The organism is Nitrospira sp. BLG_1, assembly GCF_047338595.1.
Lineage (GTDB): Bacteria > Nitrospirota > Nitrospiria > Nitrospirales > Nitrospiraceae > Nitrospira_D.
On sequence record NZ_JBLFBO010000051.1, the window covers coordinates 1 to 15,781 of the forward strand.

The 15,781-nt window shown below is 56.2% G+C and carries 14 protein-coding genes, 1 tRNA gene and 1 pseudogene; 9 read left to right on the forward strand and 7 right to left on the reverse strand.

What is annotated here, in order from left to right; translation table 11 throughout:
• The first annotated feature begins 599 nt into the window (after positions 1-599).
• Positions 600-866, forward strand: a complete 267-nt coding sequence (locus ACMTNU_RS18265) for a helix-turn-helix domain-containing protein (protein ID WP_413936733.1) — start codon at positions 600-602, stop codon at positions 864-866.
• 35 nt (positions 867-901) lie between these two features.
• Positions 902-1,894, forward strand: a pseudogene (locus ACMTNU_RS18270) (tyrosine-type recombinase/integrase); the annotation flags it as partial.
• 209 nt (positions 1,895-2,103) lie between these two features.
• On the opposite strand, the gene ACMTNU_RS18275 reads toward ACMTNU_RS18270, so the two are convergent.
• Together ACMTNU_RS18275 and pyrF are read right to left on the reverse strand one after the other, a co-directional pair.
• Positions 2,104-2,180, reverse strand: a tRNA-His gene (locus tag ACMTNU_RS18275).
• Between the two features lie 63 nt (positions 2,181-2,243).
• The gene (gene pyrF / locus ACMTNU_RS18280) at positions 2,244-2,957 is read right to left on the reverse strand and encodes an orotidine-5'-phosphate decarboxylase (RefSeq protein WP_413936734.1); all 714 of its coding nucleotides are present in this window, start codon (positions 2,955-2,957) and stop codon (positions 2,244-2,246) included.
• An 87-nt stretch (positions 2,958-3,044) separates the two neighbouring features.
• Here pyrF and rpsT point away from each other — a divergent pair, with 87 nt between their 5' ends.
• Positions 3,045-3,323 carry a 30S ribosomal protein S20 gene (gene rpsT, locus ACMTNU_RS18285; RefSeq protein WP_413936735.1) on the forward strand — a complete coding sequence of 93 codons (279 nt, stop codon included), beginning with the start codon at positions 3,045-3,047 and terminating at the stop codon, positions 3,321-3,323.
• On the opposite strand, the gene holA is transcribed toward rpsT, so the two are convergent.
• From holA to leuS, 3 genes are read right to left on the reverse strand one after another with little or no spacing between them, the layout of a single operon-like run.
• On the reverse strand, positions 3,295-4,407 hold the full coding sequence (holA, locus tag ACMTNU_RS18290; protein WP_413936736.1) for a DNA polymerase III subunit delta: 1,113 nt from the start codon (positions 4,405-4,407) through the stop codon (positions 3,295-3,297). The two genes, rpsT and holA, sit on opposite strands and share 29 nt — an antisense overlap.
• 19 nt (positions 4,408-4,426) lie before the next feature.
• Positions 4,427-5,062, reverse strand: a complete 636-nt coding sequence (lptE, locus tag ACMTNU_RS18295; RefSeq protein WP_413936737.1) for an LPS assembly lipoprotein LptE — start codon at positions 5,060-5,062, stop codon at positions 4,427-4,429.
• Between the two features lie 12 nt (positions 5,063-5,074).
• On the reverse strand, positions 5,075-7,510 hold the full coding sequence (leuS, locus tag ACMTNU_RS18300) for a leucine--tRNA ligase (protein WP_413936738.1): 2,436 nt from the start codon (positions 7,508-7,510) through the stop codon (positions 5,075-5,077).
• Between the two features lie 340 nt (positions 7,511-7,850).
• Here leuS and ACMTNU_RS18305 point away from each other — a divergent pair, with 340 nt between their 5' ends.
• Complete coding sequence (locus ACMTNU_RS18305) at positions 7,851-8,423, forward strand: class I SAM-dependent methyltransferase (protein WP_413936739.1); 573 nt, start codon at positions 7,851-7,853, stop codon at positions 8,421-8,423.
• 2 nt (positions 8,424-8,425) lie between these two features.
• Here the strand turns inward: ACMTNU_RS18305 and ACMTNU_RS18310 are convergent, their stop codons facing one another.
• Positions 8,426-9,181 (reverse strand): HAD family hydrolase, encoded by a 756-nt coding sequence (locus ACMTNU_RS18310; protein WP_413936740.1) that lies wholly within the window; start codon positions 9,179-9,181, stop codon positions 8,426-8,428.
• Between the two features lie 20 nt (positions 9,182-9,201).
• On the opposite strand from ACMTNU_RS18310, the gene der reads away from it, so the two are divergent.
• The 5 genes from der (at position 9,202) to ACMTNU_RS18335 (ending at position 14,875) form a co-directional block, all read left to right on the forward strand.
• Positions 9,202-10,584, forward strand: a complete 1,383-nt coding sequence (der, locus tag ACMTNU_RS18315; RefSeq protein WP_413936741.1) for a ribosome biogenesis GTPase Der — start codon at positions 9,202-9,204, stop codon at positions 10,582-10,584.
• A 316-nt stretch (positions 10,585-10,900) separates the two neighbouring features.
• On the forward strand, positions 10,901-12,115 hold the full coding sequence (locus ACMTNU_RS18320) for a hypothetical protein (protein WP_413936742.1): 1,215 nt from the start codon (positions 10,901-10,903) through the stop codon (positions 12,113-12,115).
• 74 nt (positions 12,116-12,189) lie between these two features.
• Positions 12,190-12,858, forward strand: coding sequence for an RNA polymerase sigma factor (locus ACMTNU_RS18325; protein WP_413936743.1), 669 nt, complete (start codon positions 12,190-12,192; stop codon positions 12,856-12,858).
• On the forward strand, positions 12,836-13,141 hold the full coding sequence (locus ACMTNU_RS18330) for an anti-sigma factor family protein (protein ID WP_413936744.1): 306 nt from the start codon (positions 12,836-12,838) through the stop codon (positions 13,139-13,141). Before ACMTNU_RS18325 ends, ACMTNU_RS18330 begins: the two co-directional genes overlap by 23 nt.
• A gap of 27 nt (positions 13,142-13,168) precedes the next feature.
• Positions 13,169-14,875 (forward strand): hypothetical protein, encoded by a 1,707-nt coding sequence (locus ACMTNU_RS18335; RefSeq protein WP_413936745.1) that lies wholly within the window; start codon positions 13,169-13,171, stop codon positions 14,873-14,875.
• 95 nt (positions 14,876-14,970) lie between these two features.
• Here ACMTNU_RS18335 and ACMTNU_RS18340 read toward each other — a convergent pair whose 3' ends face one another.
• Entirely contained in the window at positions 14,971-15,498 is a 528-nt protein-coding gene (locus ACMTNU_RS18340) for a hypothetical protein (protein WP_413936746.1), read from the reverse strand.
• Positions 15,499-15,781 lie beyond the last annotated feature (283 nt).

Here is a 15,781-nt window from a genome sequence, read left to right on the forward strand (position 1 = left end):
ACCTCCAGCCCTCTCAGTGTAGGTTGAAGGCGTCCACTTTTTCGAGCCTAGCTCATGATGCTGTCTGTTACTCTCCCCCTCGATCCTCACTGAACAGCCGATCCGCTCATGAACGGACTCAGACACCGAACCTGCACACCGACCTCTTCTCAACATCGTGTTGCGCCCTTCACCCACGCGGGGGCGCAACAGCTCTTCTGAATCTGTGGCCATGCGCGGCTGCAGGCGTGACACTGTCCGCGGTGGCGCGCGTGCTACGGGCGTGCCACACCCCCTGATGGGGGACGGCTATTGTCCCCACACGGTCGAGTCGCGTTGCGCGGCACGACGGTGCCCGATTCCACGTGGCAGGGCGTCTCAGGACGCGGTGCCTCAGCGGAACTCGTCCGACACTCCACCGTGCTGCGGACCCAGGTGAGTGACCCCTCGACACTCTGACCTCCCCTACTTTTTCGGTATGGTCATAAATCCTGAACCCTCTCATAAGTGCCACGGTATCACGCGCGTCCTGTGCTTCCAGTCTTGGACAAAATGCATGATGGCAGAGAAACTCTCTGGCCGGATAAAAGGCGGTTCGGAAATCTCGACAGGGGACTGTGATGCTGGGTGACTTCTTCGAGCCAGGGTATTTCGATCTCAAGGCACTGGCGGCCTACTCGTCCTGCTCGGTTCGCTGGCTGAGGGACCGTCTCGTAGATCGCCTCCATCCACTGCCACACTATCGGATCGAAGGGAAGATCCTAGTGAAGCGAGAGGAGTTCGACCGCTGGCTCTCAGGCTCGCACATCGTCAACTCGGCTGACGAACTAAGCGAGATCGTTGACTCGGTTGTCGCTCACATGCGGCCGTCAAAGCGGAACGCTTGACACCGAGAAAGGGAGTCACAGACACTATGCGTCCTATGAGCGTCACGATTCGAGAGTGGAAGAGGGCGTGGTGGATTTTCATCAACCACCACGGCACGCGCAAGGCTAAGCGGATTGGCACGGGAGCGGTGGGGAAGAAGGCCGCAAAACAGGCGGCTCAACAAATTCAAGCCAGGCTGGCGCTGGGGCAACCAGCGTTCGACCGCCAACAGACCGGAGTCACCCTGGACGCCTACGTTGAGACATTTCTCGAACGAATAGAACAGACCCGCAAACACACCACACACGCCGACTACCGAAAAATCTTCGACCACTACGTCTTCCCGGTCTTTAAAGGACAGGAGCTCCAGCAGATCACGCGGGAGAAGGTGAAGGCCTTCGCGGTAGGGTGCCTGCAACGCGGCTTGTCGGCAAAGACCGTGCAGAACATCATCCGCACATTAAGCAGCCTCTTCAGTCATGCGATTGAGGATAACCTCATCATTGCCAATCCAGCATTGAGACCGGGAAAGTTTCTGCCGAAGATCAGCAAACGCCGTTCGATCAACCCCCTGACCCGCGAAGAGCTCGCACTCTTCTTGGCCCATACAAAGGCCATGGCGCCGACACTGTATCCTGCATTCCTCTGTGCAGCCCGTACCGGATTACGGCAAGGCGAGCTCCTGGCCCTTCAGTGGGAGGATGTCAATTTCGCCGGGCGTTTCGTAGAGATCCGTCGGAACTTCACACATGGCAAGATGACCACGCCCAAGAGTGGTGAATCTCGACGCGTGGACCTCTCACGAGAGCTCACCGCCACCCTAGAGACACTGCAGCTCAATCGGCAGTTTGAAGCAGCCACACGTGGATGGAAGGAAGTCCCTCCATGGGTCTTTTGCAATGAGCAAGGCCAGCCACTGAATCAGAACCGGATCCGCCTGAAATTCTTCCGTCTGCTGAAAGGTGCGGGCGTACGGCAAGTCCGATTCCATGACCTGCGCCATTCGTTTGCCTCGCTCCTCCTGCAGAACGGTGAAAGTCCGGTCTACGTCAAGGATCAGATGGGCCACAGCTCCATTCAGGTGACCGTAGACCTCTACGGCCATCTCATTCCAGGAGGGAATAAGCAAGCCGTCGACCGCCTCGATACTCCCGAGGTACAGTCCATTTCTGCAACCCAGGCGCAACCAGCCGCAACCTTCGTGCGGCCTACTTCTTCAGATCGGCTGATACCACAAGCAGTTATGAGGAAGGGGCTTGGGGTGGATGACGGGTTTCGAACCCGCGACCTCCGGATCCACAATCCGGCGCTCTAACCAACTGAGCTACACCCACCAGACAGGCTTGAAGAAGGAAGATATTAACAAAGGGCCGCCTGCTACCGCAACCCGACTTCTGCTACACACGTGCATCGAATGCCACTTGCATCTCCGCCAGTATAGAGGCAACCGTCGCAGCAGGATCTACGGCATCACGAATTGGTCGCCCGATCACTAAATAGTCCGCCCCAGCAGCAATGGTTTGGGTCGGCGTCGTCGCGCGAGCATGGTCATCAACCCCTTTGCCGGCCGGCCGGACACCCGGCGTCACGATCGTGAAATGCGGCCCGACTTTCTGGCGGAGTGCCGTGGCCTCTTCACCGGACGCGACGACACCGTCGCAGCCGACTTCTGAGGCCAGCAACGCTCTGGCGGTCACGAGGTCTTGGACCGTCCGCTGGATTCCCATCTCTCGCAAATCGTTGCCGTCGAAGTTCGTCAACACGGTCACAGCAAGCAGCTTGAGCGATGAGCCTTCACGTCCCTGCACGGCGGCTATCAGCGCCTTGCGATTGGCATGAACGGTCAGAAACTCGACCTCCATGGCGGCAACCCGACTCGTCGCACGACGAACCGTTTCTTCGATGTCGAGGAATTTCAGGTCAAGAAATACCCGCATGCCTCGCTCCACGATCCGCTTCACCATCTCTGGTCCCGCCGCCGTGTAGAGCTCAAGCCCAACCTTGACGAACGTCAGATGCCCCTGGAGTTGATCCAAAAGCCGATCGGCTTCCACTGCCGAGGGAACATCCAGCGCGAACATCAGCCGATCGCGTGCCACGATCTTCGTCATCTTCCTTACTCCTTCTTTAAAACTGATCCTTGACGGTCATCGATACCCTATGATAGAAATTTTCTTCTTTACTTACAGGAGTGATCGATGCCCCGAATTCACAAATCGACGATTCGACGAGCACGCCAGGCCGAGCGACGCCATGAGCGGAATCGAGCCACAATCAACACTGTACGAACGCTCATCAAGAAGGTCCAATCTGCGGTGACCGGGAAAAAGGTTGACGAGGCGAAGACCAGCTTGCTGGAAGCGACCTCGGCAATCGGGAAAGCTGTTTCCAAAGGCATTTTGCATCGTAATACTGCTTCCCGCCGCATTTCACGGTTAGCCCACCGCGTCAACGCACTGGCCGGTTCCGGCTCTTAATCGTCCGCACGTTTGAGACGGTTCGTGTTGCGCCTCGCTTCGGTGATGCCTGCGAGGGAGGGGTTGGCTCGGTTCGCATGCCGACGGACTCCTCACAGAGCGTCAGAAGCACTCGCTCCAAGATCATCTTCGGACGACTACTGCTTCCCCCCTTGAGCCGTCCATCAGCTTCCAAAAAGAGGCGGATCGCCAGGGCAAGATGCGGCTCAGAAAATTGATTCAGAAATGTCCTGACCTTCCCTGGGTCCATTCGTAAATTTCTTGCGGCCTCCCCTTCACGCCCTCCTTGGGCCAGCAATTCTTTGACCTTCCAAATCCGGCGATACTGCCACGCGAGCGACCCGAGGATCCGAAGGGGCGCTTCTCCAGCCTCCAGATTCCGCGCCAAAATCGACAGCGCCCGCCCTCGACGACCTTCGGCAATAGCCAGTGCCAGATCAAATACCGAAGCACCTGGTTCCATACCACGGAGCTGGTAGACATCCGCAGCAGTAACGGCACGATGAGATGGCACATACGAAGCTAGTTTTTCCAACTCTCGCCGCACACTATACAGCGAGGCACTGCAGACCTCCTGCAGTAATTGAGCGGCGGCTTCTTCCAAGCGAAGACCGGCGCGTTCAGCCTCACGGCTAATCCAGGCCGGTAATTGAGCGTCACGAAGCGGTGAGCAATCAACGACAACAGCCGATCGGGCAAGCGCTTGGGAGAATTTCAGTCGTCCGTCCATCTTCGAGCTGACAAAGACCACGGTTGTGGATTCTACAGGGTTGTTCACACACTCGAGCAGAGGCTCGCTCTCTCGCGCATTCAGTTTCTCAGTGGCTTTCACCACGACCAAACGGCGCGTGGCAAAAACCGGGACCGCGGCAATGCTGTTCCGGATATCAGCCCCGCTCGCTTCATCGCCATAGAATTGCTCGCAATTGAAGGCATCCCCGTCTACGCCGAGAACCGCTTGCGTAAGGGCGCTGACGGCAGTATCCCTCAGCAAATCTTCTTCCCCCACCACGAGATACAGACATCCAGGTCCCTGCTGTTTCAGAGACGACTCGAGCTGGAGATGATTCAGGGTTGAGGCCATCGGTATCTACCGTTCAAATCTACTGCGGCGAAGAAGCCGGTTGCTTCAATGCACCAGTCTCCACCTGTAACAGAAACCGTGATGCCAAATCAGCAGCCAGGATGCGACCTGCCTGCTCCACCGCTCGATTCTGAAGCGTACGGTTGAATTGAAGGTCCGACGTGATGAAGAACTCTGACCCGCCCTTGGCGAGTTGCGTCCAGACAACCCTGCCCGAACGGACCTCTTCCACCCGAACCAACACGACAACCTCAGCCCGGCTTTCCAAGGTTGCCGTTTGTGAAAAACTGAGCGTCGGCACGGACACAGACAGAATTTGTCCGCTCAACACGAGATCCGCCGCCTCAGACTCGGAGACAACGTGTGCCCCACTGCCGTTTGAAAATTCGTCACGAAAGTAATTGGTATAGCGCGCCTCTAAATTCGGCTCAAAACTATTGTTAACCAATGTCTTGATAGCAAGTCGGGGAGGAGGCTCCGTGGATGTGGTAGCCGGAGCGCCGCCAATAGTTGGACCAGCACCGCCCACCCGGAACTGATACCCGCACGCCGTTAGTGTCACCGCAATGAGTGCCGAAACGAGAGTACTGAGAATGATAAAGCATGGCCCTTCCCGCTCTTGACTCCTGCCCTCTTTTCCCTCAACACTCAGCACTCAGCACTCCCCCTAGATAACGAAGTTGAGCAGCTTCTTTTCAACGTAGATCACCTTCTTCGGCTCTTTGCCTTGGAGCCATTCCGCTGCCTCCACACGGGCCAGTCGCTCAACCTCTTCGCGCGAGACCTCAAGTGCCACTTCGAGCTTCGCCCTGAGCTTCCCGTTAATCTGAATCGGAATGGTCACGCGTTCACTGACCGTCATGGCCGGATCAAACATCGGCCAAGGTTGCTGCGAAATGCTGGGCTGATGACCGAGTACGCCCCAGAGCTCCTCCGCTACATGCGGGGCGAACGGCGCAAGCAGTAAGACAAACGGCTCGATGACGGATCGAGGCCGCTGCGAAGCTTTCGTCATCTCATTGGTCAAGATCATCATCTGCGAGATCGCCGTATTGAACCGGAGCGCCTCAATGTCCTCCGTCACCTTCTTGATCGTCTGGTGGAGGAGTCGCTGATGATCAAGGCTCGCAGCGGTCGAAACCACGGTGCCGGACAAGCAGCCTTGGTCATCGACGATGAGACGCCAGACCCGTTCCAAGAAACGGGTTACGCCCTCGACGCCTCTGGTACTCCAGGGTTTCATCGCCTCCAGCGGTCCCATGAACATTTCATAGAGCCGTACCGCATCCGCGCCGAACTGGTCGATCATCTCATCGGGATTGACCACGTTGCCCCGCGATTTGGACATCTTCTGATTATCTTCGCCCAGGACGATGCCCTGATGCACGAGTTTCAAGAATGGCTCAGGCGTGCTCACCACACCGATATCGAACAACACTTTGTGCCAAAACCGAGCGTAGAGGAGATGCAGCACCGCGTGCTCGCTACCGCCGATGTACAGATCCACCGGCATCCAATAGCGTTCCTTGGTCTGGTCGACAAGCTGGGTTGAGTTCTTCGGATCGATGAATCGCAGGTAATACCAGCAGGAACCGGCCCACTGCGGCATGGTATTCGTCTCGCGCCGAGCGGGCTTACCGGTAGAAGAGTCGGTTGTCGCCAACCAAGTCTCCAAGTTTGCGAGTGGGCTTTCACCGGTGCCTGATGGCTTGAAGTTGCTCGTCTCCGGCAATATCAGAGGAAGCTGTTGTTCAGGAATCGGACACGCTTCGCCATCAACCCAAACAATCGGAAAGGGTTCTCCCCAATAACGTTGTCGCGCAAAGAGCCAATCCCGCAGCTTGTAGTTGACCGCCTTAGTTCCCTTCCCTTGCTTCGCAAGCCACTCAGTAACTGTTGGAATCGCCTCGGAGGGAATAAGCCCGTTGATCGAAAAACTGCCGTCACAGGTCGCTGAATTGACGACGGTCCCACGGCTCGTGTCGGTAAAGGCCGCTTCCTGCACATTCCCCCCGACAATGACTTCGCGAATCGGAAGCTGATATTGATGTGCGAAAGCCCAGTCACGCTCATCATGCGCCGGGACCGCCATGATGGCACCGGTCCCATAACCCATCAGCACATAGTCGGCGATCCAGATCGGCAATCGCTCCTGGTTCACAGGATTCACGGCATAGCCTCCGGTGAAGACTCCCGTCTTTTCCTTGTCAAGCTCTTGCCGTTGAAGATCGCTCTTCCGCGCCGCATTCTCGCGGTAAGCCTGGACAGCGGATTTTTGCGCCTCGCTCGTAATGACATCGACAAGAGGGTGTTCCGGCGCAAGCACCATATAGGTCGCCCCGAACAGCGTATCAGGCCTGGTCGTGAACACTCGAATGGCGCCCGCCCGATCGGCGAGGGCGAAGTCCACCTCCGCACCGATTGAACGTCCGATCCAATTCTTTTGCATCTCCAACGTGCTGGCAGGCCACTCCACAAGCTTCAGGTCCTCCAGTAAGCGATCGGCATAGGCGGTAATCTTCAGCACCCACTGTCGCATCGGCTTGCGAATCACATCGAACCCGCCGACCTCGCTCTTGCCGTCGATGATTTCTTCGTTCGCCAACACCGTCCCCAGCTGTGGGCACCAATTTACCGGCACTTCCGCCACGTAGGCCAATCCCCGCTCGAAGAGTTTGAGGAAAATCCACTGTGTCCAGCGATAGTATCCGGGATCCGTCGTGCTGAGCTCGCGCTCCCAGTCATACGAAAGGCCCACGCGCTTCATCTGACGCTTGAACGTGGCAATGTTGTCCGCCGTCGTCTTGGCCGGGTGGATGCCGGTTTTCACCGCATACTGTTCTGCGGGAAGACCAAAGGCGTCCCAGCCCATCGGATGGAGGACATTAAATCCCTTCATCCGTTTATACCGGGAGACAATGTCCGTCGCGGTATACCCTTCCAGGTGACCGACATGGAGCCCAGACCCTGAAGGATAGGGGAACATATCGAGGCAGTAGAATTTTGGCTTACTGGAATCGTCCGCCACGCGAAACGTCGCATGCTGATCCCAATATTGCTGCCACTTCGTCTCGATCGCGCGGTGATCGTATCCTTTGCTCATTGATCGCTCATCACTCCCTCTGTCAAAAAAGACGAAGGACTCTAACATAGCGCCTCGGGGGTCACAAGATTTCTACCCGGCGAGGAGCCTGTCCGAGATTGCCTTCGTAGCGAGGCGAAGGAGGTTCGGCAAGCTGCACAGCTGCAGGCCCAGAAACACCGGAGGCATATTCGCCGAAGTACAGCGAGGATGTTTCGGGGCCGGGTACGACACAGAGGGCCTTCGATCGTTTATCGCAGTAGAAAAGGTCACTGTCGGACAGGCTCCTACGGTTTGCTATACTGCGCCGCACATGGGACTTTATTGCAAACATATCTTCCCTCGCCTGATGGATCACGTCATGCGTGGGGAGGAGTTCCAACGATTGCGCACGGAAGTCCTCCAATCAGTGGCCGGCGAGGTGCTGGAAATCGGAATTGGGACCGGGCTTAATCTTCGTCACTACGGACCCAACGTGTCACGGGTGCGGGCCGTCGACCCCAACCCCATGCTCCCTGCGCGTGTAGCAGAACGGCGTGGGGGTGTGTCCTTTCCGGTTGAGATTTCCCATCACAGTGCCGAACGGCTTCCCTATGATGATCGCACATTCGATTGTGTGGTCAGCACATGGACACTCTGTACGATCTCCAAGCCGCTACGTGCGCTTACAGAAGTACGGCGTGTTCTGAGACCAGAAGGCAGGTTTCTCTTTTTGGAACATGGTCGGAGCGACGACCAGAAGATTGCCCGCTGGCAGGACAGACTCAATCCCGTTCAGAACATCATCGGCTGCGGCTGCAATCTGAATCGCCGGATTGATGATCTGATCGCTCAAGCCGGATTGACCATCACTCAGCTCGATCGATTTGCTATGCAGGGTGTGCCGAGAATAGGTGGAGAAATGTATCGCGGTACGGCCACCAGTTTACCTTAGTTTCACAACCGACCATTGAGAAGCGGTGCGAACCCCGTGACCGAGAAAAACTGTGGAAGCGGAGTAGGCGGCAATTGTGAACTTGACTTGGCACTATGTACCAGATGAGCCACCCCAAACGCTCTCGCAGCCGTCAGACAGCCTTCATCATCATCCATAAACAGGGATCGCGACGGCTCGAAGCCCAGTAATTGTTGACAATTCGGCCAATATTCCGGTCGCATCTTGAGATAGCCCACTTCAAACGCATCGACAATCCGGTCCACGTAGCCATCGAGTCCCGTCTTGGCCATTTTGACGGAAACTCCCGTCGAATGGGCGTTCGTCACAATCGTTATCCGCTTTCCGAGTTGCCGAAGATGGTGCAAGAATGCCTCCGCGCCAGGCAAAAATCCGATCATGTGATCCAGTTCCTTGTGCATCGCCACCACATCAATCCCAACCCGCCTTGTCCAATAGTCCAGGTCAGTCCACTCGAGCTCTCCTTCCACTGATCGGTACATCGCCATGAGACGAGCACGTGCTTCTTCGAACGGGATGGCATGAAGTGCCGCATACCGACGCGGCAACTCCTCCTCAAAAAAGAAGTTGTCGAAATGACGGTCCAGCAAGGTGCCGTCCATATCGAGGAGCACGTCATCGATCTGGGACCAATCGAGGACGTGCTGAGTGCTAGGTGCCGAGTGTTGAGTCATGAGAAAGAGTATAGCGGAACAGCTCAAGAGAAGACGAGGCGGGTTGTGTTTATGAAAAACCATGTGTTACGGTCCGATGCATCATGCCGCGCGCAAAATCGAATCCAAAACAAGAACTGACCCTGCCCTTGCTCCCAACTGAGGGTGGACCACCACCGCTCGTTGCCATTATCGGCAGGCCCAATGTGGGAAAGTCGACATTGTTCAACAAGATTCTCGGCGCGAAGGTCGCGATTGTCGATGACGTGCCTGGCGTGACTCGCGACCGCAACTATGCCGATGCCACGTACCGCACCAGAAAGTTCAGACTAGTCGACACAGGGGGGTTGGATCTGTCTTCGTCGGACAGCATGTTGACCTTAATCCGCCGTCAATCGGAACTGGCGATCGCCGAAGCGGATATCCTCATCATGCTGCTGGACGGCCGGTCAGGATTGACCCCACCGGACCATGAGGTCGTGAAGCTCTTACGCGGCGTGACGAAACCGCTGTTCTATGCCATCAATAAGATCGATACGCCGAAATCCGAGCCCTTACTCGCCGACTTCTACAAGTTGGGTGCCGACGAGCTGTACCCCATCTCCGCCGAACATGGTCTCGGAGTGGCTGAACTCTTGGACGCCCTCTACCCACTGCTTCCCGCAACCGAGGAATCAGACGAGCTGCAACAACTCCCCCGCGTGGCGATCGTAGGCCGTCCGAACGTCGGTAAATCCACGCTCGTGAACGCGCTGCTCGGAGAGGAGCGCGTCGTCGTCAGCAACGTGCCGGGAACCACACGCGATCCGGTCGATTCACTGGTGACCCACCAGGATCAATCCTACGTCTTCACCGACACTGCAGGGATCAGGCGTCGTGGCAAGATTGACCGAGGCATAGAAGGCTACAGTGTCCTCCGATCGCTCCGTGCCATCGGACGATCCGACATTGCCGTTCTGCTTTTGGACGGAGTAGAAGGCGTCACAGAACAAGATACAAAGATCGCCGGGGCGATTCTCAAACAGGGCCGTGCCTGTATTCTCTTGATCAACAAGTGGGATCTACGGGCCGGGGACCAGAGCGCGAGACAAACCTATGAGCTTGAGTTCCGCCGCCGCTTTCCCTTTCTGGCCTGGGCCCCCGTTCTCTATGGCTCAGCCCTCAAACCGGAGTCCATCCAACGCCTGTTTCCTCTGCTCAAGGACGTGCATGGGATGTTTACCAAGCGCGTCTCCACCGGCGCGTTGAATACCTGGCTGCAGAAGATTCTGGAGATCCATCCATTGCCGGCTCGGAAGCACAAACCCACAGCTGGGACGAAGTCGGCCTTTATGACTCAAGTCGCCACCAAACCTCCGGTCTTCGTATTGTTCGTCGGCCATCCGGAAGACATCACCCCCGCATACCTGAAATATCTGGAGAACCAACTCCGCGAGACCTACCTCTTCACCGGCACCCCGCTCCGTATCATGGTGAGAAAGAAGTAAAGGATAGTTCCTGCGTATCTTTCGTCACCTCGGGGCTATCTTCACCTACCCGAGCTACCACGGAATGGCGCAACGAATCCCACATTGGCAGGAGCGAATTACTCGGCATCATAGTTTTGAGAGCCGATTCGCCTTTCGCTTCCCTCCATCCAAGATCAAATCCGATTTCAAGTTGACTCCCATTCTGACCTCATGATATTCGCATAGAATAACCCTCGGTTCTTGGGGCTGATCACCTCGTTCCCCCTTTCGCACAAGAGGGAGTCTCTATTTAGACAGATCCCAACGTTCACCTCTAGCCGGACTTAGCCTTTTCATGATGAATCAATTTGGACAGGCTCGACAATTATTGGTTGCAGTGTTTCTCATGGGAGTCGTCAGTGCCGGTTGTGCCACAGCCAGTCTCGCGGACGGCGACAAGCCCCAGGCGCAACCCGCCGACCCGCTTCCTTTCGAAACTCAACTCGATACCCAGACCATTCTCCAGGCCCAGAACGACGGGACCACACCCAAACAACCACTGGCTGAGGAAGTCGTCCCAGTACAACCACAGAACGATCTACCCCCTGTCCTGCAGCCGCAAGAGCCTGAGTTACCACCGGCTCAGGCCACAGACACCACTCCGACTATTCAGCCGCCAGTGGATAGTCCTCCACCAACTGCTCAACAAGAAATTGTGGAACCGGCGCCCGTTCGTGTTGACGTCAATCCATCCATCGAGCTGACGGGCCGAGTCTGGCGAGCCAAACCAGGGATCGTGTTTCTAAAAACACCGATCGGGCTCATGTCGCTGAGTTCAAAGACCACGCTGAAGTCTCTCCCGGCCTCGCAAGAAGTGTCCTTCATGGTCCACGACGACTATATCGTCATTGATATTGTTCGGCGGACTGATGGGACCTTCGTCCACCGCTATCTCACCGGACCGTTCAAGCGAGACAGCGTAGACAACACCAAGTTGCTGCTATGGACACCCACCAGCGGCATGAAGGCATTCCACATGGGGACCTATGAATCTGCACTCACCGCCCCCAAGAACGGGGAGTTTGTGACAGTGGAAGTAGACGGCGCGGGAAACATTATCGGCGTGCATGATCTCCAGTTCGATCTGCAAATCGGCCAGATCGCTCCTCCGGGTAGTAAGGCTCATCTGTTGCTCACCGGCACGATCTCCAAAATGAAGTCGAATTTTATCTTCTTCAAGACGCCCATCGGCATCGTGAACGTCAACACCAAGATCGGCATCAAGAGTGCCAAGATCGGGCAGACCATGACCTTGCATATGCATAACGACTCCGTCGTCGCGGATCTTGCAGCCTCCAACGACTCGGCTCTTCTTCGCCGATTCGTCACAGGACCATTGGACTTCGCCGCTCCGGATCATGCTGCCGTCCGGCTCTGGACTCCTGAAGGAGAACAGACCTTTCCCATTGAGGGTAGCAAATCCCTGCTGAACGGGGCACGAGAAGGAACCCCCATCACTGTGGAGCTCAACGGCCTCGGCGAGGTGGTTGAACTGCATCGGGTGAAGTAGTCCAGCCGCGTCCTCTGTCCTCTCCGTTCTTCATCTTGACTCTCTTTTCCGCCACCCCGTAGACTGCGCGGCGTATGAATGCATCACCCGCGACAGACCGCCGGCCTGAGAAATCCTCCGCTCGGACCCAATCGGCGAAGGATTTTGATACGCTGTACAGAGATCATGTGGATCTCATGTATCGGTTCGCTCACCGTTTGTGTGGTGAAGCAGAAGCGGCGAAGGATTTGGTTCAGGAGACGTTTCTGAATGCTTATCGAGGCCTGGATCGGTTCCGTGGCGATGCCCAGGTTTCAACGTGGTTGTACACGATCGCTTCGCGGGCCTGCCTCCGCATGCGACGGAAGCGGAAGGGGGCTCCCGAGCGAGAGCTATCACTCGAGGAATTCATCCCCACATCCGACGGTGAATTTCGATTACAGATTCCGATCGATGGCCTGAGCCCCGAGGCCGCACTCCACAATAAGCAGTTGCGGGAGGCGCTCGATACGGCGATCAATCAACTACCGAAGAAGTATAAGATGGTCTTGGTGCTTCGCGATATGGAGGGAGTCAGCGCCAAGGAGGTTGGAACCATTATGGGGTTGAATGAGCGGGCGGTAAAATCACGATTACATAGAGCTCGATTGTTCGTGCGCCGTCAATTGAGCGCACGGGGGCTCGGCGAGCCACTCACCGACCATGACCATATCCCAGCAAGAACGCGGAGGAGTGCTTCACATGGCACAAGGGAACACCTCTAAACGACAACGATCTTCGGCACCGACCCAGCGGAAACAGGCGCATGGGAAAGCCCACTGCCTGCGTATCCTCCGCCAGTTGTCCGCCTATATCGACGACGAGCTCTCCGGAGATATTTGCGATGAAATTCGTCGACACCTGGGCGCCTGCCCGAATTGTGAAACCTTCGTGACGTCACTGCGTCAAACCGTGTCGCTCTGTCGCCATAACCCCTCACCGACATTATCCGCGGCGAGCCGAGCGGTGATGCGGAAAAAGATCTTGGAAACCACCGGCACTCGCTAACCTCCAATCGCTTGACCAATACTCATTATGACCATGACACATTTTCGTGGATTGCTCCTCCTTATTGGATTCTTGACCATCGTTGAGATGAATCTTCCGGACATGGCGAGCGCCACGCCGAAAGCGCCGCCGAGCCCGACGAGGCACAAAGCCGTTCATCCCTCTGCCATCGACACCGCCCTTCGCTATGCGACGGCCCTTGCCAATGGAGACAGAATCACGGCCGGAGAATTCGACTTTGCCTGCCAGTACAACTCAGTGACGGCTCCCTCTGCAAAAGCAAAATCTTCCGTTGCAAAGGAACCTTCTTACGACAAGTGCTGGGAGGCGCTCACTGTGGGACACGCCCCATTCCTGAATCGGTCGGATATTGGGATGGATGTCCTCTGGCCTAGCACAGGTCCTCTTGTATTTTATGGAGATACGCTGCCTAGTGCACAGGCCTCGGCCTTCGTAATGGATGTGCTCGGCACCTCCCCTCCAGGAACAGGCCTTGACCTTGTCGTCACTGGGACCCGTACCATCCCGAACGGATCCTTCCGGTTAAAGTCGAATGGAACCATCATTGGAGTGCCTGCGACGCTGGTCGACCTGACCGTTCACTACCATGACCCGCTCACATCCCCGATTGCCTACGGGCCGGGCATGGTTCACTGGACCAGCACGATCAAGCGTGAACGTCGTGCCATCAAATCCATTACCACGCAATGGGTCGTGCTCAGTGGACTCCGTCCACACGGGTTTCCGCGCGACACCGCCGTTGCGCATCTCCCGGTAGACACCAAGCCTGAGGCTCCAGGCATGGTCCAGGAACGCATCCCATTCACAACTGAAAGAAGCCGTGCCCTTCCAGACTCCATCGTCTGGTGGAGTCCCACCGACCAACCCGGCACACTCACTGCGGCTGCCGCTCGGGCTGCCTCCTTTCCTGAGCTCCGCGATCGCGTGGCGCTCCTTAACCGTATTCTCCTCATTGATCCACAACAGACCGAAGCCCTCACCGTCTTAACCAAGCATCTCTATACCGTGCTGCTACAGGACGCGGCCAGGAACCACAAGCTCGTCATCGAGGATCCACTACTTGCTCAGACGGTCAACGAGTTTTATTGGACGATCGCCGCCGCGTCGGATCGCCTCGATCTCTCCTTGGGAATGGAGGTCGGTGGGTTTTCGCAGCCGACTTCTGCGGATCTGTTGTACCGACTCTTGCCGGCATTGCAAACCCTCGCACGAACCCATCCTGAGCAGTTGGAGAATCGGTTCCGGCTTGGAATGGCCTATCGCTGGAACAATGACCAGGTTCCGATGAGTGAAACCTTTGACGCGTTGGTCAACGAGATTCCAGCCGATCGAAAAGGCCTTAAGGCTGACGCTCTCTTACAACTGGCCTGGTCTCGTATCAACAAGGTGGCGTGGAATCGCATCTTGCATGACCAGGACAGTATCAGAGCCTATGACAATGCCAAGGCGTCGCTGGAGATCGTGGATCGCCCACTCGACAAGTTTCTCGCCGAATACACCATGGCCTACAGCATGATCTTCATGCCGAACTATGGGGACAAGGGGCAGATGTTACACCACCTCACCGAAGCCAAACGCTGGTTTGATGAGATTCCCGACAAAGACCACGAAGTCTGGCGTTACTTCCTTCACACTGAGCGGCTGAAAGCAGTGCTCGATGCGGACCCCTTGTTTCAGCCTATCCTGGCCTCGGCGGAAAAGCCAAAAGAATAGTCGCCTCGTTTCTCACAAACCTTGCTTCATCAGGAAACAGGACGAACGAAATGTATCCATACTCACGCCTTGTACATGTCCGATCGACAGCATTGTTAGACATCGGCTTTCACATGAAATTGTCCTGAGGCCTTGATCTCCTTGAATTTCTCATTCCAACTCCTTCTGTATCCTGGCCCGAGCCACACCACTTGCGAAATGATGCCATCACACACATATCGCCCACAGTAGCGGGCCAACCCCGCCTCGATTACTACCCCCGTACCGCCGACAATATCGCGGATTCCCTGCGTAAGCCCGAGCACCCCGAATGCCCGATCAGCAGACGAATGAATCATGATGGAATGCCGTGTTGTGTCGCGAAGATAGACCCACTGTCGTACTTCAAGCCCTTCAACGGCCTTGACGACTTCAGGGTCCAGTCTGACGTTTCGTGCTTCAAGCCGCGCAATCGACTTATGCAACAAGGCCCGCTTACCAACGAGTTTTGCACGCGCCTTCGCAAGCAGCGGAGCAACGCTGCCAGTGATGCGATCTTCCTGTTTACCTAATAGCTCAAGCATCAGAAGCTTGTAGCCTTGAATGAACCTTTGTGCGTCAGCAGGGTCGAGGTACATGCTCATGCCTAATGGCACCTCGTCCTTGCGGCGTCCCTTTCAAACATATGGTTAGGGCTAGAGCACGCCATGTTCTATCTCTTGCAGATACATAAAGTCGGGCGCTTTGACGCCAGCCCTTCTTCGGATTTCTGCCAGTTCAGGAGACTCGAAGAAACGTCGGGCCTTATCGAGTGAGGACCACTCCGAAAAGTGAACGATCTTATTGGCATCGTTGTCATACCGAAGCAATTGGTGTACCGCTCACGATTTCTTGGACACGGTTGTTGCCGTATTGGACCCGACCTCC